The organism is Streptomyces thermolilacinus SPC6 (genome assembly GCF_000478605.2).
In the GTDB taxonomy this organism is placed as follows: domain Bacteria; phylum Actinomycetota; class Actinomycetes; order Streptomycetales; family Streptomycetaceae; genus Streptomyces; species Streptomyces thermolilacinus.
Window position 1 is genome coordinate 4,416,632 of sequence record NZ_ASHX02000001.1, and the last position, 20,944, is coordinate 4,437,575.

The 20,944-nt window shown below is 72.5% G+C and carries 16 protein-coding genes; 7 read left to right on the forward strand and 9 right to left on the reverse strand.

Annotated features, from left to right (window positions below; all coding sequences use genetic code 11):
* Positions 1-16: 16 nt before the first annotated feature.
* The 3 genes from J116_RS19155 to J116_RS19165 form a co-directional block, all read right to left on the reverse strand.
* Complete coding sequence (locus J116_RS19155) at positions 17-1,045, reverse strand: aspartate-semialdehyde dehydrogenase (RefSeq protein ID WP_023588688.1); 1,029 nt, start codon at positions 1,043-1,045, stop codon at positions 17-19.
* A gap of 279 nt (positions 1,046-1,324) precedes the next feature.
* Positions 1,325-4,621 carry a S8 family serine peptidase gene (locus tag J116_RS19160; protein WP_023588689.1) on the reverse strand — a complete coding sequence of 1,099 codons (3,297 nt, stop codon included), beginning with the start codon at positions 4,619-4,621 and terminating at the stop codon, positions 1,325-1,327.
* Positions 4,622-5,009: 388 nt separating this feature from the next.
* On the reverse strand, positions 5,010-5,552 hold the full coding sequence (locus J116_RS19165; RefSeq protein ID WP_023588690.1) for a CGNR zinc finger domain-containing protein: 543 nt from the start codon (positions 5,550-5,552) through the stop codon (positions 5,010-5,012).
* A gap of 132 nt (positions 5,553-5,684) precedes the next feature.
* Between J116_RS19165 and J116_RS19170 the strand changes: the two genes are divergently transcribed.
* The 3 genes from J116_RS19170 (at position 5,685) to J116_RS19180 (ending at position 8,445) form a co-directional block, all read left to right on the forward strand.
* Positions 5,685-6,140: a VOC family protein gene (locus J116_RS19170; protein ID WP_023588691.1), complete on the forward strand. Its 456-nt coding sequence runs from the start codon at positions 5,685-5,687 to the stop codon at positions 6,138-6,140.
* 53 nt (positions 6,141-6,193) lie between these two features.
* Positions 6,194-7,084 (forward strand): pyridoxamine 5'-phosphate oxidase family protein, encoded by an 891-nt coding sequence (locus J116_RS19175; protein ID WP_023588692.1) that lies wholly within the window; start codon positions 6,194-6,196, stop codon positions 7,082-7,084.
* A 125-nt stretch (positions 7,085-7,209) separates the two neighbouring features.
* Positions 7,210-8,445, forward strand: coding sequence for a serine hydrolase domain-containing protein (locus J116_RS19180; RefSeq protein WP_023588693.1), 1,236 nt, complete (start codon positions 7,210-7,212; stop codon positions 8,443-8,445).
* 30 nt (positions 8,446-8,475) lie between these two features.
* Here J116_RS19180 and J116_RS19185 read toward each other — a convergent pair whose 3' ends face one another.
* A complete protein-coding gene (locus J116_RS19185) occupies positions 8,476-9,483 on the reverse strand; it encodes a hypothetical protein (protein ID WP_023588694.1) in 1,008 nt (335 codons plus the stop codon).
* A 248-nt stretch (positions 9,484-9,731) separates the two neighbouring features.
* Positions 9,732-12,278: an aminopeptidase N gene (gene pepN, locus J116_RS19190; protein ID WP_023588695.1), complete on the reverse strand. Its 2,547-nt coding sequence runs from the start codon at positions 12,276-12,278 to the stop codon at positions 9,732-9,734.
* Between the two features lie 155 nt (positions 12,279-12,433).
* Here pepN and J116_RS19195 point away from each other — a divergent pair, with 155 nt between their 5' ends.
* A complete protein-coding gene (locus J116_RS19195; RefSeq protein WP_023588696.1) occupies positions 12,434-13,069 on the forward strand; it encodes a DsbA family oxidoreductase in 636 nt (211 codons plus the stop codon).
* A gap of 132 nt (positions 13,070-13,201) precedes the next feature.
* Here J116_RS19195 and J116_RS19200 read toward each other — a convergent pair whose 3' ends face one another.
* From J116_RS19200 to J116_RS19210, 3 genes are all read right to left on the reverse strand, one after another.
* Positions 13,202-13,837 (reverse strand): superoxide dismutase, encoded by a 636-nt coding sequence (locus tag J116_RS19200; protein ID WP_023588697.1) that lies wholly within the window; start codon positions 13,835-13,837, stop codon positions 13,202-13,204.
* A 173-nt stretch (positions 13,838-14,010) separates the two neighbouring features.
* Positions 14,011-15,645 (reverse strand): amino acid permease, encoded by a 1,635-nt coding sequence (locus tag J116_RS19205; protein ID WP_023588698.1) that lies wholly within the window; start codon positions 15,643-15,645, stop codon positions 14,011-14,013.
* Between the two features lie 152 nt (positions 15,646-15,797).
* On the reverse strand, positions 15,798-17,207 hold the full coding sequence (locus J116_RS19210) for an amino acid permease (protein WP_037947985.1): 1,410 nt from the start codon (positions 17,205-17,207) through the stop codon (positions 15,798-15,800).
* 273 nt (positions 17,208-17,480) lie between these two features.
* Here J116_RS19210 and J116_RS19215 point away from each other — a divergent pair, with 273 nt between their 5' ends.
* From J116_RS19215 to J116_RS19225, 3 genes are all read left to right on the forward strand, one after another.
* On the forward strand, positions 17,481-18,071 hold the full coding sequence (locus tag J116_RS19215) for a biotin transporter BioY (RefSeq protein ID WP_023588700.1): 591 nt from the start codon (positions 17,481-17,483) through the stop codon (positions 18,069-18,071).
* Between the two features lie 268 nt (positions 18,072-18,339).
* Positions 18,340-18,828 (forward strand): ribose-5-phosphate isomerase, encoded by a 489-nt coding sequence (locus tag J116_RS19220; RefSeq protein WP_023588701.1) that lies wholly within the window; start codon positions 18,340-18,342, stop codon positions 18,826-18,828.
* Positions 18,829-18,831: 3 nt separating this feature from the next.
* Positions 18,832-19,641, forward strand: a complete 810-nt coding sequence (locus tag J116_RS19225) for an Fpg/Nei family DNA glycosylase (RefSeq protein WP_023588702.1) — start codon at positions 18,832-18,834, stop codon at positions 19,639-19,641.
* 35 nt (positions 19,642-19,676) lie between these two features.
* Here J116_RS19225 and J116_RS19230 read toward each other — a convergent pair whose 3' ends face one another.
* Positions 19,677-20,906 carry a GNAT family N-acetyltransferase gene (locus J116_RS19230; RefSeq protein ID WP_023588703.1) on the reverse strand — a complete coding sequence of 410 codons (1,230 nt, stop codon included), beginning with the start codon at positions 20,904-20,906 and terminating at the stop codon, positions 19,677-19,679.
* Positions 20,907-20,944: the final 38 nt, after the last annotated feature.

Here is a 20,944-nt window from a genome sequence, read left to right on the forward strand (position 1 = left end):
GCGGCGGGGGCGCGGGTCAGCCGCGCAGCTCCTCGGCGACCAGCTCCGCGATCTGCACCGCGTTCAGCGCGGCACCCTTGCGGAGGTTGTCGTTGGAGAGGAACAGCGCGAGGCCGTGCTCGACGGTCTCGTCCACGCGGATGCGGCCCACGTACGAGGCGTCCTTGCCCGCGGCCTGGAGCGGCGTCGGGATCTCGGACAGCTCGACGCCCTCGGCGTCCTTCAGCAGCTCGTACGCGCGCTCGACGCCGATCGGACGCTCGAAGCGGGCGTTCACCTGCAGGGAGTGGCCGGAGAACACCGGGACGCGGACGCAGGTGCCGGACACCTTCAGCTCCGGGATCTCCAGGATCTTGCGGGACTCGTGGCGGAGCTTCTGCTCCTCGTCCGTCTCGAAGGAGCCGTCGTCCACGATCGAACCGGCGAGCGGGAGCACGTTGAACGCGATGGGCCGCTTGTAGACGCCCGGCGCCGGGTACTCCACGGCCTCGCCGTCGTGGGTCAGCTCGGTGGCGCGCCCGGCGACGGCCTTGACCTGCCCGTCCAGCTCGGCGACACCGGCGAGGCCGGAGCCCGACACGGCCTGGTAGGTGGTGGCGACCAGCGCGACGAGGCCGGCCTCCTGGTGGAGCGGCTTGAGGACCGGCATGGCGGCCATGGTGGTGCAGTTCGGGTTGGCGATGATCCCCTTGGGGCGGTCCTTGACCGCGTGCGGGTTCACCTCGGAGACGACCAGCGGCACCTCGGGGTCGCGGCGCCAGGCGGAGGAGTTGTCGATCACGACGGCGCCCTGCCCGGCGACCTTCTCGGCGAGCGCCTTGGAGGTGGCGCCACCGGCGGAGAACAGCACGATGTCCAGGCCGGTGTAGTCGGCGGCCGAGGCGTCCTCGATGGTGATCTCGCGGCCCTGCCACTCCAGCGTGGAGCCCGCGGAGCGCGCGGAGGCGAACAGCCGGAGCTCGTCCACCGGGAAGTTCCGCTCGGCAAGGATCTTGCGCATGACCGTGCCGACCTGACCGGTGGCTCCGACGATTCCTACCTTCACGGGTACTCCTCCGTACGTACGAGCTGGGCGCTGAACCATGATGTGTCTCTCCCCGGGCGCCTTGTCCAATCCATTGTCCAGGGGGTGAGAAGCCCCACGTCCGTAGCGGACAAGGAGGACCGGACGGGGACGGGACGGGCACCCGCGCCGGGCTCGCCGCGCCGCACCCGTGCCGCTCCGCGCCAGGCAGGGCGGGGCCGCGCCGCGCGGGGCCGGGGCAAAGGACGGGGGCGGGCGTCCCGCCGGACGCCCGCCCCCCTCACTCCGTATCCCTCCAGATTACGGAGTGACCTTGCCGATCACGACGCTGCCGGTGCCCGCGGCGGTTCCGCGCGCGTTCAGCAGGTGCACCTCGCCGAAGAACTGGCGGCCCTCGGGGGCGGCGCCGTTCACCAGCACCTGGGCGCCGAAGGCGGCCGAGGCACCGTTCGCCAGGGAGATGGACTTGGACTCGTCCACCGTGACCTTGCCGAGCGTGGACGAGAAGTACACGTCCTTGTAGTCGTAGGCGGTCTCACCGGCCGGAACCGAGTAGCCGTCCACCACGATCGTGTACGTGCCCGGGGCGGGCTTCACCAGGGACACCGACTCCTCGGAGTCGCCGTCCGCGGACGAGCCGACCTGCACACCGTCGCGCAGGACCGACAGGTCCAGGTCGGCGGCCTTGTCGGAGACGTTGCCGATGGCCACGTCGAACCGCTCCACACCCTCACCGATCACCACGGTGGTGCGCTGCACCGCGTGGTGGGCGATCGTGGGGCGGGCCACCTTGGCGGAGCCCAGCGAGCCGGCCTTGAGCTTGCCCTCGAGCGCGGCGAAGCCGTTGGTGACGGTCCACTCGACCGGCGCGGCCTGGCCCGCGGTGACCTCGGGCAGCGTCTGGACGGCCGGGTCGAAGGTGGCGCCGAGCACGCTGACGTCCAGCTTGTACGGGTTGTCGAGCAGCGGCGACGTGCGGCGCGACTCGACCTCGATCTCCCAGACGCCCGGCTGCGGGTTCGCGTACGAGCGCAGGTCGGGGCGGCAGGTGTTCGCCGGGTTGTTGTAGTTCGGGTAGCAGTTGATCGTCGAGGTCGGGTCCGACGGCACGCCGTACGGGTGGATCGCGACGAACCGGGTCTGGCTGTCCTTGGCGAGGCCGCCGAGGGCGATCTCCAGGGACTTCGCGCCGGCCGGGACGTTCACGAAGTGCGACCGGTGGCTGTTGCGCTGGACGGTGCCCTCCGCCGAGAAGCCGAAGGCGGGCTTGGCCAGCTGCTCGGCCGCGACGACCGTGGTCATGACCTGCTTGTCGATGCCCTTGGTCTTCGGGTCGGTGATCTCCAGGATCGCGCTGTGCACACCGGCGCTGCGCGGCTTGGCGGCGACCTTGACCGTGACGGGCTTGTTCAGCGGGAGGTACACCTCGTCGCTGCCGACGACGCGGAACGTGCTCTCGTGGTTCTTCTCGAACCACAGCTCGTGCCGGATCGGACGGTCGGCACCCGTGGTGCGGGTGACGGTGATCTCGTAGACCTTCTCCTGGCCGACCTTGACGCCGCCCTCGCGGTCGTACAGGCCGGTGCCGAAGCCGGGCTGGGCGAGGAACTGGTCGATCGCCGTGTCGACGGGCGCCTTGACGGTGTACTCGTGGGCGTGGGCGCCGCGGAGCACCTCCTTCCAGGCGTCGACGACGTTCAGCAGACCGGCGCCCTGCTCGTGCGCCTGCGCGCTCGCGATGTGGTCGGCCTGGCTGATGACGGCGGTGCGGAGCTTCGCCGGGGTCAGGTCGATGCCCTGCTGCTTGGCGGCGGAGAGCATCAGCGCCATGGCGCCGGTGGCCTGCGGGGCGGCCATCGAGGTGCCCTGCATCATCGAGTAGCCGGCCGGGAGCGTGTAGCCCGCCTCGGCGACCGGGCCGCCGGGCGACCACGTCTGCGTGGTGTTGACGGCCGCGCCGGGCGCGCTGAGGGTCGGCGTGAAGCCGCCGTCCTCACGCGGGCCGCGGGACGAGAACGGCATCATCGCGTACGGCGTGGTGACGGTGGAGCCGTAGTTGGCGGCCCAGGTCTCGCGGGAGACGGACGCGCCGACGCTGATGACCTTGTCCGCGAGGGACGGGTCGCCGATCGTGTTGACGCCGGGGCCGCTGTTGCCCGCCGAGACGACCAGCTGGACGCCGTACTCGTCGATGAGGCGGGTGTAGAGGCGGGCGCGGGCGTTGTTGCCGTCGTTCAGCGCCGGGAGGCCGCCGATGGACATGTTGACGATGTCCACGCCGCGGTTGACGACGAGGTCGATCATGCCCTCGGTCAGCGCGATGTTGGTGCAGCCGCCGCTCCAGGTGCAGGCGCGCGAGGAGACCAGCTTGGCGCCGGGCGCCGCGCCGTTCATCTTGCCGCCGAAGAGGCTGTTCGCCGCGGTGATACCGGCGACGTGGGTGCCGTGGGAGCCCTCGATGACGCCGATGTTGACGAAGTCGGCCTTGGACCCGGCGGCGTTGTAGACGACGTCCTTGCGGATCTCCACGACGAACGGGATGCGCTCGGCCACCTCGGTGGCCGGGTTGTCCGTGCCGAACCAGCCGATCTGGAAGCCGTCCTTGTACGGCTTCATCGCCTCGTCGTCGGCGAAGTCGCCGTTGCCGTTGAGGTCCACGCGGACGGTGCCGGCGGCCTGGTCGTACAGCACGCCCCAGACGTCGGTCGTGTCGCCGTCGCGGTTGAGGTCGCCGTTCATGTCGCCGCCCTTGGTGGCGGCCTCGGCGAAGGTGCGGAACTTGTAGGCGCCCTCGGGGGCCTTCCAGCCGCGGCCCTCGGCGGTGAACGCGGGACCGGCGACGGCCACGTCCATGCGGCGCCACGTCTGGTCGCCGTCGCTCACCGGGTCGGTGGCGGTGACCCAGTCGACGATCTTGCGCTCGCCGGTGGTGGTCTTCTGGAGCGCCGGGTGGCTGACGTCGATGCCGGAGTCGAGGACACCGATGGTGACGCCGCGGCCGTCCGCGGTCGGGTACTTGCGGACGAAGTCGACCGCGCCCGTCTCGTGGGACGGGTTGTACGGGTTGACCGCCGGGGTCTTCGGGCCGGGCGCCGGGTAGGTGCCGGTCGTGGCCGTGGCGGCGCCCTTGGCGCGGTCGGCGGCGGGCGTCGGGTCGTCCAGCACGATCTCGTGCTTGAGGTCGATGCCCTGGACGCTGGACAGCTTGGCGGCGGCGCCGATGGCGGCCTCGGCCTGCGCGGTCGGGACGGTGGCGCGGACGTAGCCGAGCTTGTCGTACGTCTGGCCGACCGTGCCGCCCTTGACCGCGTCGAGCTGGCGGGCGACCTGCTCGGTGGCGCCGGGGGCGGTGGCGACCATGAGCGTGATGTCCTTCTCGCCGCGGGCCTCGGCCTCGGCGAGCAGTTCGGCGTCGTCCGAACCGAGCTTCGCCGCGGCGGACTTGGCGGGCTCGGGGTTGGTCGCCGGGGGTTCTGCGGGAGCGGCGAAGGCGGGCGCGGCGCCGGTCGCGACGAGCGCGGCGACCAGGCCCGTGGCGGCCGCGATGCGGGCCGCGCGTCTCGCCCCGGGTATGGGACGGGAAGGTTCGAGCGTCATTCAGCATCCCTGTCGATGAAAGGAGCGGTCCGGAATTCGGTACCGGATGACCGCTGAGCTTTGCGTACGCGACCGGGTTTTGTGGAGGGCTGCCGGAGGCGGATTGCCCTCGTGGCGGACATCCGCCATCGCGGGATGACCGCCATCGGGAGCAAACCGGATCAAAGCGCATTCCCGCTGGTGTGACGGGTGTTGAGGCCGCGACAGAAGACGCGCGGTGGCGCGACAGGAGCGGGGCACGGAGCGCGGTGGGAGGTGCTGCGGCCGGGGCGGTGGCGCACGGCGCGAGCGAGGGCAGGGGGTGTGCGCGGGCGCGGCGGTCGGGTGCGCGGGCGGAGGTGTGCGCGGGCGGAGGTGTGCCGCGCGGGGTGTACGGAGGTGTGGCCGGTCAGCTGTCGCGCGTACGGGCGTAGTGGCGGGACGCCTTGGCGCGATTGCCGCAGACGGCCATCGAGCACCAGCGGCGGGTGCCGTTGCGCGAGGTGTCGAAGAAGTGCAGGACGCACGCCTCGTGGGCGCAGGCGCGCACGCGGTCGGGCGCCCGGCGCAGCAGGTCGAGGTAGTCGCGGGCGGCGGTCCAGGCGGGTCCCCAGGCGGGGTCGGCGAACTCCGCCTCCTCGCCGGGGCCTTCGAGGGTGAGCGTGGCCCGGATGCGGCCGTGGTCGAGCACGTCGTTCAGGAGGGCGGCGCCGCGCGGGTCGCCAGGGGAGTCCACGGCGACGGCCAGTGCCTCGCGTGCCCGCAGGGTGTGGCCGAGGGTGGCGGCGTCGGCGGGGAACCGGTCGGCCAGGCCGGTGCTCGCCAGCCAGACGGCCAGCCCTTCGACGTCCGTGAGCAGGTCCTTCGGGGCGCCGTCCGCCACCCAGCGGGTGTTCAGCAGGTCGAGCGAGACGGGCTCGCCGACGAGCGGTCGCGGGTCGGATGCGGTCATCTGTCGTCTCTCCCGGAGAGGGCGCCGGCCAGTGCTAACCGCTCAAGGGTACGTGACCGGTTGACGCCAACGAATCTAACCACTAACTTCGAGATCAACGGTTAGTCGATCCATCGATGAGAGGGACCCGCCATGACGGCGATCAGCACGCTCCGCACCGGACACGTCGGCCTCAACGTGACCGACATCGAACGCTCCCTGGCCTTCTACAAGGACCTCCTCCGCTTCGAGCTGCTCGCCGAGGGCAAGGAGGACGGCCGTCGCCACGCCCTCCTCGGCCGTGAGGGCCGCCTCGCCATCGCCCTCTGGGAGCAGGCCGAGGACGGCTACGCCCCGGCCCGCGCCGGTCTCCACCACCTGGCGTTCCAGGTGGACACGATGGACGAGGTCAGGGCGGCGGAGGCGGAGCTGGCCGCACGCGGCGTCGAGTTCGCGTACGACGGGGTCGTCGCCCACGGCGAGGGCGCGGCCTCCGGCGGGATCTTCTTCCACGACCCGGACGGCACCCGCCTGGAGATCTACGCCGCGACCGGCGCCGAGACCGCGTCCGCCCCGCACGCCGACGCACCCACCTGCGGCTTCTTCTAGACCCCGGCCCGGAAGCGACCGGGCGAAACGACCAGACGAGCGGAGCCACCGGCATGGACGACACCACCCCCGCCCCCTACCACCCGGGCTCGCTCGCCGTGCAGGCCCGCGTCGGCGTCCGCGCCGCCGCGGAGCACGTCGGGCGCTCCATCGGCCGGGGCATCCGCCCCGTCGCCGCCGCCTTCCTCGAACTCCAGCCGATGCTGGTGATCGGGGCGGCGGACGGCGACGGGCACGTCTGGAGCTCGCTCCTCACCGGCCCGCCCGGCTTCGTCCGGGCCACCGGGCCCACCACCGTCGCCGTACGCGGCGGCGTCCCCGCGCACGACCCGCTCGCCGCCGCGTTCCCCGAGGGGCGCCGCACTCCCGTCGGGACCATCGCCCTGGACCCGCGGACGCGCCGCCGCATGCGCCTCAACGGCACCGCCACCCCCACCCCGCACGGTCTGGCCGTCCAGGCCCACGAGGTGTTCTCCAACTGCCCGAAGTACCTCCAGAAGCGCGAGCTGTACGAGACGGACCACCCCGCCGTCCCCGGCCCCGTCCACCACGGCGAGCACCTGACGCCCGCCCAGGCGGAGGCCGTCCGCGCGGCCGACACGTTCTTCGTCGCCACCGTCGGCCCCGACGGCGCCCCCGACGCCAGTCACCGCGGCGGCAACCCCGGCTTCGTCCGGGTCGTCTCGCCCGCCGAACTGACCTGGCCGGACTATCAGGGCAACGCCATGTTCCTCACCCTCGGCAACCTGGTCGCCGACGCCCGCGCCGGGCTGCTGTTCCTCGACTGGGCCACCGGCGCGACGCTCCAGCTCACCGGCACCGCCCGTACCGAGTTCACTCCCGAGGGCCGCACGGTCCGCTTCACCGTCACCGGCACCGCCGAGACGCCTCACGCCGCCCCCCTGCGCTGGTCAGCCCCCGAGTACTCCCCGGCCAACCCGTAGCGGCGCGGTTGGCTCAAAGGGGCTCAACTACCGCCGGGTCGTGGATCTTCCGCTCAACCACCCCCACTCCCCAGGGGTCCCCTCCGATGACCGCAGCACCGCAGTCACCCAGGAGGGGACCCCTTATGTCAGTACGGACCGTGCGCGCCGGACTCGTCGCGACCCTGGCCGTCGCAGCCGTCACCGCCACCGCGCTCACCGCCCCGGCCTCCGCCGCCGCCGTCGGCACCACCGCCCCCGCGTCCGCCACGGCAGGCGCCGGGCGGCACGACGCCACCCGGCAGGTCATCGAGCAGGTCGTCCGCAACGGGGCGCCCGGCGTGCTCGCCCAGGCCCGGGACCGGTACGGCGTCTGGAACGGCAGCGCGGGCGTCGCCGACCGCACCACCGGCCGCGAGCGCCTCCCTCACGACCGGTTCCGCGTCGGCTCCCTCACCAAGACGTTCGTCGCCACAGTCATCCTCCAGCTCGAAGCCGAAGGCCGCCTCGACCTCGACGACAGCGTGGAGAAGTGGCTGCCCGGCGTCGTCCGCGGCAACGGCCACGACGGGCGGCGCGTCACCATCCGCCAGATCCTCAACCACACGAGCGGCATCCACAACGTCACGGCCGACCCCGGCTTCCAGGAGAAGGTCTTCGGCCCCGGCTTCCTCCAGCACCGCTACGACACCTGGACCCCCGGGCAGCTCGTCGCCATCGCCATGGCCCACGAGCCGGACTTCGCCCCCGGCGCCTCCTGGAACTACTCCAACACCAACTACGTACTCGCCGGGATGATCATCGAGAAGGTCACAGGACGCCCGTACGGCGAGGCCGTCGAACGCCGGATCATCAAGCCGCTCGGGCTCGGCGCCACCAGCGTGCCCGGCACCGACCCCCGGATGCCCCGGCCCAGCGGCCGCGCGTACTCCACCCTCGGCGGCGCCCCGGACGACCCGGCCACCCGCGTCCACGACGTCACCGAGCTGAACCCGTCCATCGCCTGGGCGGCGGGCGAGATGATCTCCAGCACCGCCGACCTCCAGCGGTTCACCCGGGCCCTGATGACCGGCCGCCTGCTGCCCGGGGCGCAGATGAGGGAGCTGACGACGACCGTCACCGGACCGGAGGACCCGAGCGCGGCGTACGGCCTGGGCGTCATGAAGCGCCGGCTCAGCTGTGGCACGGAGGTGTGGGGCCACACCGGCGGCATCCACGGCTCGGGTTCCGTCGCCGTCACGACCCGCCGCGGCGACCACACCCTGGCGGCCAACGTCAACGGCGACTGGGCGGGCGGCCTGGACAAGATCCTGGACGCCGAGTTCTGCGGCAAGAAGCCGGACCGCGCCGCCCCGGCCCCCGTCGCGCCAATGGCCCCGTAACCCCCGGTCCGCGAGGGCGGCACCCCGCCGTCACCTCGGCAGGACGACCACATGGGCGGCCGGCGCGCGATCGCCGGCCGCCATCAGGGCCGTGCGCACCACGACCGCCTGCTGGTCGGGCGCGTCGCGCAGCTTCCGGGGCGTGAGGTGGACGACCGTGACGCCCAGCCGCTCCAGGTGCTCCCGCTTGCGGGTGTACCGCGCCCACACCGCGTCGTCGTCCTGGCGCGGCGCCCTCGTGTCGAGCTCCACCACCACCGCCTGATCGGGCCAGTACGCGTCCACACCGCCCAGGTGCGGGCCGCCCGGCAGCCGCAGGTCCACGTTCCACAGCGGGTCGGGCAGCCCGTGCTCCCGCACCATCGCGTACAGCCGTTCCTCCGCCACCGCCCGGCCCTCGGCGAGCAGCGCGTCCACCGCGTCCACCACGTGCGGCCGCGACAGCAGCCGCGCCCGGCTCAGCTCCCGTACCACCGCCGCCGGTTCGCAGTGCCCGTCGCGCACCGCCTCCGCCAGCAGCCGCCGTACGGCCAGCGGGTCGGCGGGCTCCGCCACCGCGTCCGCCAGCGCCCGCGCCACCGGCGCCACCGGCAGCTCCGTCACCTCACGCGCCTCGGGGAACTCGTGCGTCGCCCGGACGACCCGGACGAAGCCGGCCGAGCGCAGCCGCCGCGTGCGCGGCACCAGCACGTCGATCCGGTCCAGCGCCGACAGCGGGACGGCCGAGGGCAGCCCGTACAGGGCCAGCGCCGCCGCCCCGGTGATCATCGCCTCCCCGAACCCGGCCGCGTCGGTCTCGGCGGACCGCCGCCCCGTGTACAGCAGCGCGGCCCGCAGTCGCTCCTCGCCGGTCGGCGGGCCCGGGTGCAGCAGGTAGACGCCGGGCAGCAGCTGCTGCCACGGGCCGCCGGGCCGGGTTTGCGCACCCAGCTCGGGCGCGGGCACACCGCGCGCCCTCAGCTGCGCGGCGGTCAGGACGCGGGCGGGCGCGCCGGAGAGACGGGAGCGGGGGTGCGGGGAGAGCGGGGCGTTGTTCATGCCCAGGGCGTGCCCGCCTGGACAGGGTGCCCTAACCGCTGTTACACACCCGTCGCCAAACGGGGACAAGTCCGCCCTAAAGTACGGGCGTTCGAAAGCCGATGATGTGCGGCCCCACCGGGTCCCACCGGACCCCACCAGGTCCCACCAGGTTCCACCGGACCCCACCAGATCCCACCGGCCCCACCCGGCGGACGCGCGGGGGCGGCCGCCCGGAACACCGGACCGCCGCCCCCGCGGAGCACGGATCAGGCCGAAGCGTCGCACTCCTGGGCCCGCAGGGCGCGCGCCAGGTCGTCACGCGCCTCCAGCACAAGACGCCGCAGCGCCGGCGCCGCCCCCTCGTGCGCGGCCAGCCACGCGTCCGTGGCCTCCAGCGTGTCCGCCCGGTCCTGGAGCGCCGGGAACAGCCCGCTCACCACGTCCATCCCGATCTGGATGGACCGCTCGGCCCACACCCGCTCGATCGCCGCGAAGTACCTCTCCGCGTACGGCGCGACGAGCTCGCGCTGCGACGGCTGGGCGAACCCCGCGATCGTCGCCTCCACCAGCGCGTTCGACAGCTCGTCCGACTCCACGACCTGCTCCCACGCCCGCGCCTTGACGTCCTCGGACGGCCGGGCCGCCAGGCACCGCACCTGGTGCCGCTTGCCCGACGCCGTGTCGTCCCGCGCCAGTTCCGCGTCGATCACCGACTCGCCGGCCCGCCCGTGCGCGGCGAGCGGCTCCAGCAGCGCCCAGCGCAGCTCCTGGTCGACATCGAGGCCGTCCACGCTCTCCGTACCGGCCAGCAGACCCTCCAGGAGCGCGAAGTCCTCGTCCGACTCGGCGACCGCCGCGAAGAACCGGGCCCACGTCAGCTGGTGCTCGCTGCCCGGCTCCGCGTCCCGCAGCTCCTTGAGCGCGGCCCGCGCCACCAGCGGGCCGCCCGTCGCGCGCCACGCGGGCGCCGCGTAGCGGGTGAGCGAGGTCAGCACCCAGGCGTGCAGCATCTGGAGGACGCCGATGTCCGACTCGCGGCCCGCGAACGCCAGCACGATCGCCACGAAGTCCCGTGCGGGCAGCAGGGCGTCGCGCGTCATGTTCCACAGCGCCGACCAGCACAGCGCCCGCGCCAGCGGGTCGGTGATGTCGCCCAGATGGGCGCGGAGCGTGGCGAGCGAGTCCGCGTCGAACCGGACCTTGCAGTACGTCAGGTCCTCGTCGTTGACCAGCACCAGCGCGGGCCGCTCGGCACCCGCCAGCTCGGCCACGGCCGTCCGCGCCCCGGTGATGTCGGTCTCGGCGCGCGCGTAGCGGACCAGCTCGCCGTCCTGGAGCCGGTACAGGCCGACGACGGCCCGGTGCGGGCGCGCCTCGGCGCCCTCCTGCTCCACGACGAGCTCGGCGATCCGCTCGCCCGTCCCGTCGTAACGGACCACGGGCGTCAGCGCGTTGACGCCGGACGTCTCCAGCCAGGACCGGGACCACGCCTTCATGTCGCGGCCGGACGTCTCCTCCAGCACGGCCAGCAGGTCCCCGAGGGTCGTGTTGCCGTACGCGTGGCGCTTGAAGTAGCGGCGCGCGCCCTCCAGGAACGCCTCCCGGCCCGCGTACGCGACGAGCTGCTTCAGGACGGAGGCGCCCTTGGCGTAGGTGATGCCGTCGAAGTTGAGCTTGGCGTCCTCCAGGTCGCGGATGTCCGCCGTGATGGGGTGCGTGGAGGGCAGCTGGTCGGCGCGGTACGCCCACGCCTTGCGGTTGTTGGCGAACGTCGTCCAGCCGCCCGTGAACCGGGTCGCCTCGACCATCGAGAAGGTGCCCATGAAGTCCGCGAAGGACTCCTTCAGCCACAGGTCGTCCCACCACTTCATGGTGACCAGGTCGCCGAACCACATGTGCGCCATCTCGTGCAGGACGACGTTGGCGCGGCGCTCGTAGGCGGCGCGCGTCACCTTGCCCCGGTAGATGTACTCCTCGCGGAAGGTGACGAGGCCCGGGTTCTCCATGGCTCCGAGGTTGTACTCGGGGACGAACGCCTGGTCGTACTTGCCGAAGGGGTACGGGTAGTCGAAGACCTCGTGGAAGAAGTCCAGGCCCTGCTTGGTGACGAGGAAGACGTCGTCCGCGTCGAAGTGCCTGGCCAGGCCCTTGCGGCACATCGCGCCGAGCGGGATCTCCAGATCGCCGCGCCGGTAGACGTCGGTGACGTGGTGGTACGGGCCGGCGACGACGCAGGTGATGTACGTGGAGATCGGCCGCGTCTCGGCGAACCGCCACACCCCGCCCTCGCGGGACTCCTCCGCCCCGTTGCTCCACACGGTCCAGCCCTCGGGCGCCGTCACCTCGAAGCGGTACGGGGCCTTCAAATCGGGCTGCTCGAAGTTGGCGAACACCCGCCGCGCGTCGGCCGGTTCGTACTGCGTGTAGAGGTAGACCTCGCCGTCCTCCGGGTCCACGAAGCGGTGCATGCCCTCACCGGTGCGGCTGTAGGCGCACTGCGCGTCCACGACCAGCGTGTTCTCCTCGGCGAGGCCGTCCAGCGCGATCCGCGTCCCGTCGAAGACGGCCGACGGGTCCAGCTCGCGCCCGTTGAGGACGACGGACGTCACGGACGGCGCGAGGAGGTCCGCGAACGTGCTCGCGCCTCGTGTCGCACAGCGGAACCGGATCGTCGTCACCGAGCGGAACGTCCGCTGCTCCGCCTCGCTCCCGGCGACGGCCGACCGCAGGTCGAGCGCGACGTCGTACGCCTCGACGGACAGCAGGGCCGCCCGCTCGCGGGCCTCGTCGCGGGACAGGTTCTCACCGGGCACGGGCACTCCTTCGTGACTCGTCTGATACGCGGCGATCCTCCCACGCCGCCCGAGGCGGCCATAAGCGGGAATGCCCTCGCTGCCTCCCGCGTTGACGCGTCGAGCGCTACCGCACGTTTCCGTTCACGTACACGTTCATGGATACGAGGAGACAGATGCCCGAGACGAGGACCACCGCCGACTTCTGGTTCGACCCGCTGTGCCCCTGGGCGTGGATGACGTCCCGCTGGATGCTGGAGGTCCAGAAGGTCCGCCCGGTGGACGTGCGCTGGCACGTGATGAGCCTCGCCGTCCTCAACGAGGACAAGCTCGACCAGGTCCCGGAGGAGTACCGGGAGACGCTGAGGACCACCGCCTGGCACCCCGTCCGCGTCGCCATCGCGGCCGAGCAGCTCCACGGCGCCGAGGTGCTGGGCCGCCTGTACACGGCGATGGGCACCCGCTTCCACAACGAGGGCCGGCCGCACGACCGCGAGGTGCTGGCCGAGGCGCTCGTGGAGGCCGGGCTGCCCGCGGAGCTGGTGGAGTACGCCGAGAAGGACACGTACGACGCGGAGCTGCGCGCCTCCCACAAGGAGGGCATCAACAAGGTCGGCCAGGAGGTCGGCACGCCGGTCATCTCGGTGCCGGGCCCCGACGGCGCCGAGGTCGCGTTCTTCGGCCCGGTCGTCACCCCGGCGCCCAAGGGCGAGGCCGCGGCCCGCCTGTGGGACGGGACGCTGCTCGTCGCGTCCACCCCCGGCTTCTACGAGATCAAGCGCACCCGCACCCAGGGCCCGGTCTTCGACTGAGCCCGTGCGCGCACACCGGAACGGCCCCCGCGAGTCCTGTCCTCGCGGGGGCCGTTCCCTCTCTCCGCCCGCCGCGTGAAGGGTGAGAAGACGATCACGGGCAGGGCGCCTGGGGGCGGGGCGGCGCCGCCGTCAGGGGGCGATCAGCGGCACGCGGTCCTTCGCCTCGGCGTAGCGCTTCGCCACGTCCTGCCAGTTCACGACCTGCCACATCGCCTCGATGAAGTCCACCTTCTGGTTCTTGTACTGCAGGTAGAAGGCGTGCTCCCAGGCGTCGAAGACCAGGATCGGCACGGAGCCCTGGCCCACGTTGCCCTGGTGGTCGTAGACCTGCTCCACGATGAGGCGGCCGCTGACCGGCTCGTACGCGAGGACGCCCCAGCCGGAGCCCTGCGTGGTGGCGGCGGCCTTGGACAGCTGCGCCTTGAACCGGCCGAACGAGCCGAACGACTCGGCGATGGCGTCCGCCAGCTCGCCCGTGCCGTCCTTCTCCAGAGGCTCGCCGCCGCCGTCGCCGGTCATGTTGTGCCAGTAGATGGAGTGGAGGATGTGGCCCGAGAGGTGGAAGGCCAGGTTCTTCTGGAGGCCGTTCAGGGCGGCCCACTGCTCCTTGTCGCGGGCCTCCGCGAGCTGCTCCAGGGTGTCGTTCGCGCCTTTGACGTACGCGGCGTGGTGCTTGTCGTGGTGGAGCTCGATGATCTCGGGGCTGATCACGGGCGCCAGCGCCGCGTAGTCGTAGGGAAGTTCCGGAAGGGTGTACATCGCCATGGCCGAGCCTCCGACGCTTGTCGCACTCTTATTGCAATCAATGTGCAAGTGCAGGCTAGCAGCAGAAGCGCCGGAAGATCATCGGTCCTCGGCCGTGGGGCGGAAGTCGGCCGGAAACGGCGGGAGGCCCCGGCGCGTCGTCGCGCCGGGGCCTCCTGACGAGGACCGGTGGATCAGTCGTCGGCCTTCGCGGCACCGGCCGCGGCCTTCTCCTCGTCGGCCTTCTTCTCCTGGGCCTTCCCTGCCTTCTCCTCCGCCTTCTTCTCGCCGTCGGCCGGCTCCTTGCCGAGGGCGACGGCCTTCTCGGCAGGGGCCTTCTCGGCGGCCGGGGCGGCCGGGGCGGCGGCGGCCGGGGCTGCGGCGGTGGCCGCGGCAGCGGTGGCGGGCGCGGGCTTCTTCTCGGCGGTCCGCTGCTGGTGGATGAAGCCGAGCGCGGCGAGGACCAGGACCAGGCCGCCCGTGTAGTACAGCTGCTCACGCGTACCGGCGTCGCGGGCCATCAGGATGAACACCACGGCGATACCCGCGAGGGCCGCCCAGGTCAGGTACGGGAAGAGCCACATCCGCACGACCAGCTTCTCCGGCGCCTCCTTCTCGGTGCGGCGGCGCAGGATGAGCTGCGAGATGGCGATGAAGAACCAGACGACCAGGATGATCGCGCCGATCATGTTGAGCAGCCACATGAACAGGTCCTGCGGGCGCCAGTAGCTGAGCAGCACGCACACGAAGCCGAAGACCGAGGAGGTCAGCACGGCGATGCGCGGCACCCCGCCGGAGATCTTGCCGAGCCCCTGCGGGCCCTGGCCGCGGGCGACCAGCGAGCAGGCCATGCGGGAGGCGCCGTAGATGTTGGCGTTCATCGCGGACAGCAGGGCGATGAGGACGACGACGTTCATGATCTCGCTGGCGGCGGGCAGGCCCAGGTGCTCCAGCGTGGCGACGTACGAACCCTCGGCGAGCGACTTGCTGTTCCACGGGATCAGCGTGACGATCACGGCCATGGAGCCGATGTAGAAGACCGCGATGCGCCACATCGCCGTACGGACGGCCTTGGCGACGCCCTCGACGGGGCGCTCGGACTCGGCGGCCGCGATGGTGACGGTCTCCAGACCGCCGTACGCGAAGACCGAGGCGAGCAGACCGACGATGAGACCCTCGGTGCCGTTCGGCAGGAAGCCGCCGTGACCGGTCAGGTTCTCCATGCCGGGGGACTCGGTGCCGGGCAGCAGGCCCAGGATGGCCAGCAGGCCGATCACCAGGAACAGCGCGATGGCGCCGACCTTCAGCGCGGCGAACCAGAACTCGAACTCGCCGAAGTTCTTCACGGCGGCCAGGTTCGTCACACAGAAGACGAGCATGAACAGGGCGACCATCGACCACTCGGGCACGCCCGGCAGCCAGCCCGTGACGATCTTCGCCGCGCCGATCGCCTCCAGGCCCACGGCCACGCAGAGCAGGAACCAGAAGGCCCAGCCGGCCGTGAAGCCGGCCCAGGGGCCGATGGCCCGCTCGGCGTGGACGGAGAAGGAGCCGGAGGCAGGGTTGGCCGCCGACATCTCACCGAGCATGCGCATGACCAGCATGACGAGCAGGCCGGAGATCGCGTAGGCGATGACGATCGAGGGGCCGGCGGCCGCGATGGCGGAGCCCGACCCGACGAAGAGGCCGGCGCCGATCACACCGCCGAGGGCGATCATCGACAGGTGGCGTTGCTTCAGCCCGTGGGAGAGCGGCGCGTCGTTCGACGGCGTCGAAGAGGCGTCAACGGCTGCCGTTTCGGCGGACGCGGGCGCGGAGGTCCGAGACATGGGTGGGCCCTGTTCCGTTTCTTCGGGGAAGGGGAAGGGTCGCCACAGTGTCGATGCGTGTACCGGTCACAGGGAACATGTTTCCGCTATACGGACACAGCGCTCACACAATGTGAAGGTTTAGGCACAGCTTCCTCACAAGCGGAACATGATCACCGGTTGTCCGGAAACGATCCTTCCGTATACCGTCCGCGACGTTCGCGCACCACTGCCGCCCCCACCACCAGGGCCGTCGCCCCGGTGGACCAGAGCACCTGGGGGCGGGTCGCGTCCTCCCGCAGCATCAGCACCACGACAGCCGTCATCGCGGCCAGCGCGGCCCAAGTGAGCCAAGGGAACGCCCACATCCGCAGGGTGAGCGCCCCGGGGCTCTCCCGCTCGATCCGTCGCCGCAGCCGCAGCTGCGACACGGCGATCAGCGCCCACACGAAGAGCAGGACCGCCCCCACGGAGTTGAGCATGTAGAGGAAAACGGAATCCGGCCACAGAAGGTTGAGCAGTACGGACACGAATCCGAACGCGACCGACGCCAGCACCGCCCGGCGCGGCACTCCGCCCGCCGACACCTTCAGCAGTCCGCGCGGCGCCTCGCCCCGCTCCGCGAGCGAGAACACCATCCGCGACGCCCCGTACAGATTGGCGTTCAGCGCCGAAAGCAGCGCCACGAACACCACCACGTCCATCAGCGTCCCCGCCGCAGGCACCCCGACCGAGTCCAGCACCGCCACATACGGACTGAGCCCCGGCCGCATCGCCGTCCACGGCAGCAGCGTCACCACGACCAGCATCGAACCGACGTAGAAGAAGAGGATGCGCCACACGGCCGTCCGCACCGCCCGCGCCACGTTCCTGGCCGGGTCGTCCGACTCGGCGGCGGCGATCGTCACCACCTCGAGACCGCCGAACGCGAACACCACGGCCAGCACGCCGGACACGACGCCCGCCCAGCCGTTCGGCAGGAACCCGCCCTGTCCCGTCAGGTTCGCCAGGCCCACCGGCTCCCGCCCCGGCAGCCACCCCGCGATCGCCGCCACGCCCAGCAGCAGGAACAGCACGATCGCGCCGACCTTCAGCGACGCGAACCAGAACTCCGACTCGCCGAAGTTCTTCACCGCGGCCAGGTTGGCGGCCGTGAACACCAGCATGAAGACCAGCACCCACCCCCACTGCGGCACGGCCGGCCACCAGGTGCTCGCGATCCGCGCCGCGCCCGCCGCCTCCACCGCCAGCACCACCACCAGCAGGAACCAGTACAGCCAGCCCACCGAGAACCCGGCCCACCGCCCCAGCGCCCGCTCGGCGTGCACCGAGAACGCCCCCGACGAGGGCATCGCCGCCGACATCTCCCCGAGCATCCGCATGATCAGCGTCGCCAGCGCGCCCGCGATCAGGTACGACAGGACGATCCCCGGCCCCGCCACCGCGATCCCCGCGCCCGAGCCCACGAACAGGCCCGCGCCGATCACCCCGCCGAGCCCGAGCATCGTCAGGTGACGCCGCTTCAGCACATGCGCCAGGGGCTCGGCGGGGACGGGCCGGCTGTCGCTCCGGGTGTCGGACATGGCGCGGTGCACACTCTCTTCGTGCGTTTGGTGAGACCCCACAGTCTCTCCGGAGATCACGCCTCCACGCAAAAGGGGCGGTTCAGCCGGTCGCCCAAGTGACACGCGTCACGCCAATCCAGGGTTCGGGCGCGGTATTTGTGTGAAGCCCACCAACGACGGGAGCGGGGCTTTGTCGTCCGCTGACGGTGATCGCCCCTTCGCCCCTGGGCTACGGTCGGGGCCTGTCCCCCTGGCCCACCGCCCGCGAAGCACTGCGGAGTAGGAGTTCCGATGAGCACTGCCGCCGCCCCCGCCCGTACCGGAGCGGTCCTCGCCGACCTGCTCCCCTCCAGCCGCGCCCACGCCCGCGACCTCGCGCTCGTCGCGGGCGGCGCCGTCCTCACCGGCCTCGCCGCCCAGCTCTCCGTCCCCGTGCCGGGCTCGCCGGTCCCGGTGTCCGGGCAGACGTTCGCCGCGCTCCTCGTCGGCACCGCGCTCGGCGCCCGCCGCGGCTTCCTCTCCCTCGCCCTGTACGCGCTGGCCGGGATGGCCGGGGTGCCGTGGTTCGCGCAGGGCACGGCCGGGTACGCCATGCCGTCCTTCGGCTACATCCTCGGCATGCTGCTCGCCGCGACCGCCGTGGGCGCCCTCGCCCGGCGCGGCGCCGACCGGTCCGTCCTGCGCATGGCGGGCACGATGGCCGTCGGCTCGCTGATCATCTACGCGGTCGGCGTGCCGTACCTGGCCCTCGCCACCGGCATGTCGCTGTCCCAGGCGGTCGCCGTCGGCCTGGTGCCGTTCCTCATCGGCGACGCGGTGAAGGCCGCGCTGGCCATGGGCCTGATGCCCACCGCCTGGAAGCTGCTCGGCGACCGCTCCTGAGGCCCGCGCCGCCGTCACCTGCGGGGAGGCCCCCGACGCCCACCGGGACGTCGGGGGCCTCCCCGTATGAACGGCCCCGCCTCCTGACCACCCGGCCCGTCCCCTGACCACCCGGCCCCGACTGCGTACCTCCGGCCCCGCCCCCGGAGCGCCCGCCCTGTTCCCCGGACACCACCCGGCCCGTCCCCGGCGGCCCCCGCACCGCCCACCCCCGCACCGCCCACCCCGGGGGCCGCCCCGGAGCCGCCCCCGTGTCACACTCGGAGCCATGCGCGTGTACCTCGGCTCGGACCATGCCGGCTACGAACTCAAGAACCACCTCGTCGAGTGGCTGAAGGCCCACGGCCATGAGCCCGTCGACTGCGGACCCCACATCTACGACGCCCAGGACGACTACCCGCCGTTCTGCCTGCGCGCCGCGGAGAAGACGGCCGCCGACCCCGACGCCCTCGGCATCGTCATCGGCGGCTCCGGCAACGGCGAGCAGATCGCCGCGAACAAGGTGAAGGGCGTCCGTGCCGCCCTGGCCTGGAGCGAGCAGACCGCCGCCCTCGGCCGCGAGCACAACAACGCCAACGTCGTCGCCGTCGGTGCCCGCATGCACGCGACGGAGGAGGCCACCAAGTTCGTCGAGATCTTCCTCTCGACCCCGTACTCCGGTGACGAGCGCCACACGCGCCGCATCGACATGCTCGCCGCGTACGAGACGACCGGCGAGCTCCCCCCGATCCCGGCCCACCACCCGCAGCAGGACTGACCCGTGCCCGAAGGGCATACGATCCACCGGCTGGCCGCCGACTACCGGGAACGGTTCGGCGGCCGCGCCGTGCGGGTGACCAGCCCGCAGGGCAAGTTCTCCGACGCCGCCGCGCTGCTCGACGGCACCGTCCTGGAGACCACCGAGGCGCACGGCAAGCACCTGTTCCTCGGCTTCGGCGCGGGGGAGTGGGTGCACATCCACCTCGGCCTGTTCGGCAAGGTCACCTTCGGCGGCGCCCCGGTGCCGCCGCCCACCGACACGGTCCGGCTGCGCCTGGCCCACGACGGGGCGTACGTCGACCTGCGCGGCCCCACGGCCTGCGCGCTGATCACCGACCCCGAGAAGCGGGCGGTGCACGACCGGCTCGGCCCCGACCCGCTGCGCGAGGGCGACGACCCGGACCGCGCCTGGCGCCGCGTCTCCCGCTCCCGCACGACGATCGCCGCGCTGCTCATGGACCAGAAGGTCATCGCGGGCGTCGGCAACGTCTACCGGGCCGAGGTCCTCTTCCGGCACGGCATCGACCCGTACCGCGCGGGCAAGGACCTCACCGAGCGCGAGTGGACCGCGATCTGGCAGGATCTCGCCACACTGATGCGTGAGGGCGTCCGCGCCAACCGCATCGACACCGTGCGCCCCGAGCACACCCCGGAGGTCATGGGCCGTCCGCCGCGCGTGGACGACCACGGCGGAGAGGTGTACGTGTACCGCAGGGCCGGGCAGCCCTGCCACATCTGTGGCGGCGAGATCCGCACCGCCGGTCTCGCCGCCCGCAACCTCTTCTGGTGCCCCGGCTGCCAGCGCCGCTGAGGCCGCCGCCGGGGCACCCCGGACCCCGGCGGCGCTCAGAAGCCGTGCGGCAGCCAGGGCGCGAGCCGCGAGCCGAACGCGACCGACGCCTCCGCCAGCGCGCCCTCCCGCAGCTCACGCACCCGCCCGGCCAGCGCCAGCGACGCGAGCGAGAACCCGCCCAGGTACGCCGCGCCCAACTCCCGTACGGACAACGCCAGCTCGGGCGCGTCGTCCGTCCGCACGCACCGCGCGCCCTCGCTGTCCCCGGTGAGCCGCCAAAGCCCCGCGTTCCAGGGGCAGAAGTCGTCCGCGACCTCGAACACCACGTCCACCGGCGCCTGGTACGTCCGCGCCTCCAGCGCCGCGCCGACGTCCACGAGCCGTACGAACATCCCGTCGCGCAGCGCGATCCCGCACCGCCGCACATCGGACACGAGGTGCTGCCACGCGTCGTCCACCGGAAGATTCGAGGCCGAAATGGTCGTGGTCAGATCAATTTCGAACAAATAGCGCCATAGGGCAGCGTATGACACCGGGTCGAGCGCCCCCACGTGCTCCAGTACCACCGTTCCCGCCGGACCGGCGTGGTCCCAGTCCGGCCGCACCCGGTACAGCGCGTACCCCGCGACCCGCCCGTCCCGCTCCGCCACCACACACGTCAGCGGCGACGCCCCGCCCCGCCGCGACGGCGGGTCCAGCAGCGGCAGCGCCTCCCAGCCCGGCCGCCGCTCCGTCATGCCGGGCCGCAGCGGCACCGACCGCGCGTACAGGGCCTCGCACTCGGCCGCCACGTCCTCGGGACGCGCCAGCCGCAGCCGTACGCCGTCCGTCCCCTCCGGAACGGACACCCGCACCCGTACGGTGTCGATCTCGGCCCGCATCCGCTGCGCCGCCAGGCCGTAGCCGAACCGCCCGTAGATGTCCGGCTCCGACGCCGTCAGCACCGCCAGCGGCTCGCCCCAGGCACGCACATCGTCCAGCTGCCGCCGCATCATCGAGGTGAGGATGCCCCGCCTGCGGTGCGTCGGCGCGACGCTCACCATCGTCACCCCGGCCGTCGGCACCACCGCCCCACCCGGCACCGAGAGGCGGAACGAGAACGCCCCCGCCGTCCCGACGCACACGTCCCCGTCCCACACGCCCAGCGAGCGCTCGTGCTCGGTCAGCGCCCGCCACAGGGCGCGCTCCTCCGGTGCCTCGGCGACACCCCCGAAAGCGCGCTCCAACTGCCCGTACCAGTCGTCCCATTCGGCTGCGGTGAGGACCCTCGGCTCTGTCGTCATATGCCATCCGTATCAGCCCGTCCCACCGCCGTGCGACC

Bases quoted from the DNA above. Each gene is read 5' to 3' on its own strand.
- J116_RS19160 (WP_023588689.1), bottom strand. From the start codon at position 4,621: ATGACGCTCGAACCTTCCCGTCCCATACCCGGGGCGAGACGCGCGGCC.
- J116_RS19185 (WP_023588694.1), bottom strand. From the start codon at position 9,483: ATGAACAACGCCCCGCTCTCCCCGCACCCCCGCTCCCGTCTCTCCGGC.
- J116_RS19175 (WP_023588692.1), top strand. From the start codon at position 6,194: ATGGACGACACCACCCCCGCCCCCTACCACCCGGGCTCGCTCGCCGTG.
- J116_RS19180 (WP_023588693.1), top strand. From the start codon at position 7,210: ATGTCAGTACGGACCGTGCGCGCCGGACTCGTCGCGACCCTGGCCGTC.
- J116_RS19205 (WP_023588698.1), bottom strand. From the start codon at position 15,645: ATGTCTCGGACCTCCGCGCCCGCGTCCGCCGAAACGGCAGCCGTTGAC.
- J116_RS19200 (WP_023588697.1), bottom strand. From the start codon at position 13,837: ATGGCGATGTACACCCTTCCGGAACTTCCCTACGACTACGCGGCGCTG.
- J116_RS19215 (WP_023588700.1), top strand. From the start codon at position 17,481: ATGAGCACTGCCGCCGCCCCCGCCCGTACCGGAGCGGTCCTCGCCGAC.
- J116_RS19165 (WP_023588690.1), bottom strand. From the start codon at position 5,552: ATGACCGCATCCGACCCGCGACCGCTCGTCGGCGAGCCCGTCTCGCTC.
- J116_RS19230 (WP_023588703.1), bottom strand. From the start codon at position 20,906: ATGACGACAGAGCCGAGGGTCCTCACCGCAGCCGAATGGGACGACTGG.
- J116_RS19210 (WP_037947985.1), bottom strand. From the start codon at position 17,207: ATGTCCGACACCCGGAGCGACAGCCGGCCCGTCCCCGCCGAGCCCCTG.
- J116_RS19220 (WP_023588701.1), top strand. From the start codon at position 18,340: ATGCGCGTGTACCTCGGCTCGGACCATGCCGGCTACGAACTCAAGAAC.
- J116_RS19195 (WP_023588696.1), top strand. From the start codon at position 12,434: ATGCCCGAGACGAGGACCACCGCCGACTTCTGGTTCGACCCGCTGTGC.
- J116_RS19170 (WP_023588691.1), top strand. From the start codon at position 5,685: ATGACGGCGATCAGCACGCTCCGCACCGGACACGTCGGCCTCAACGTG.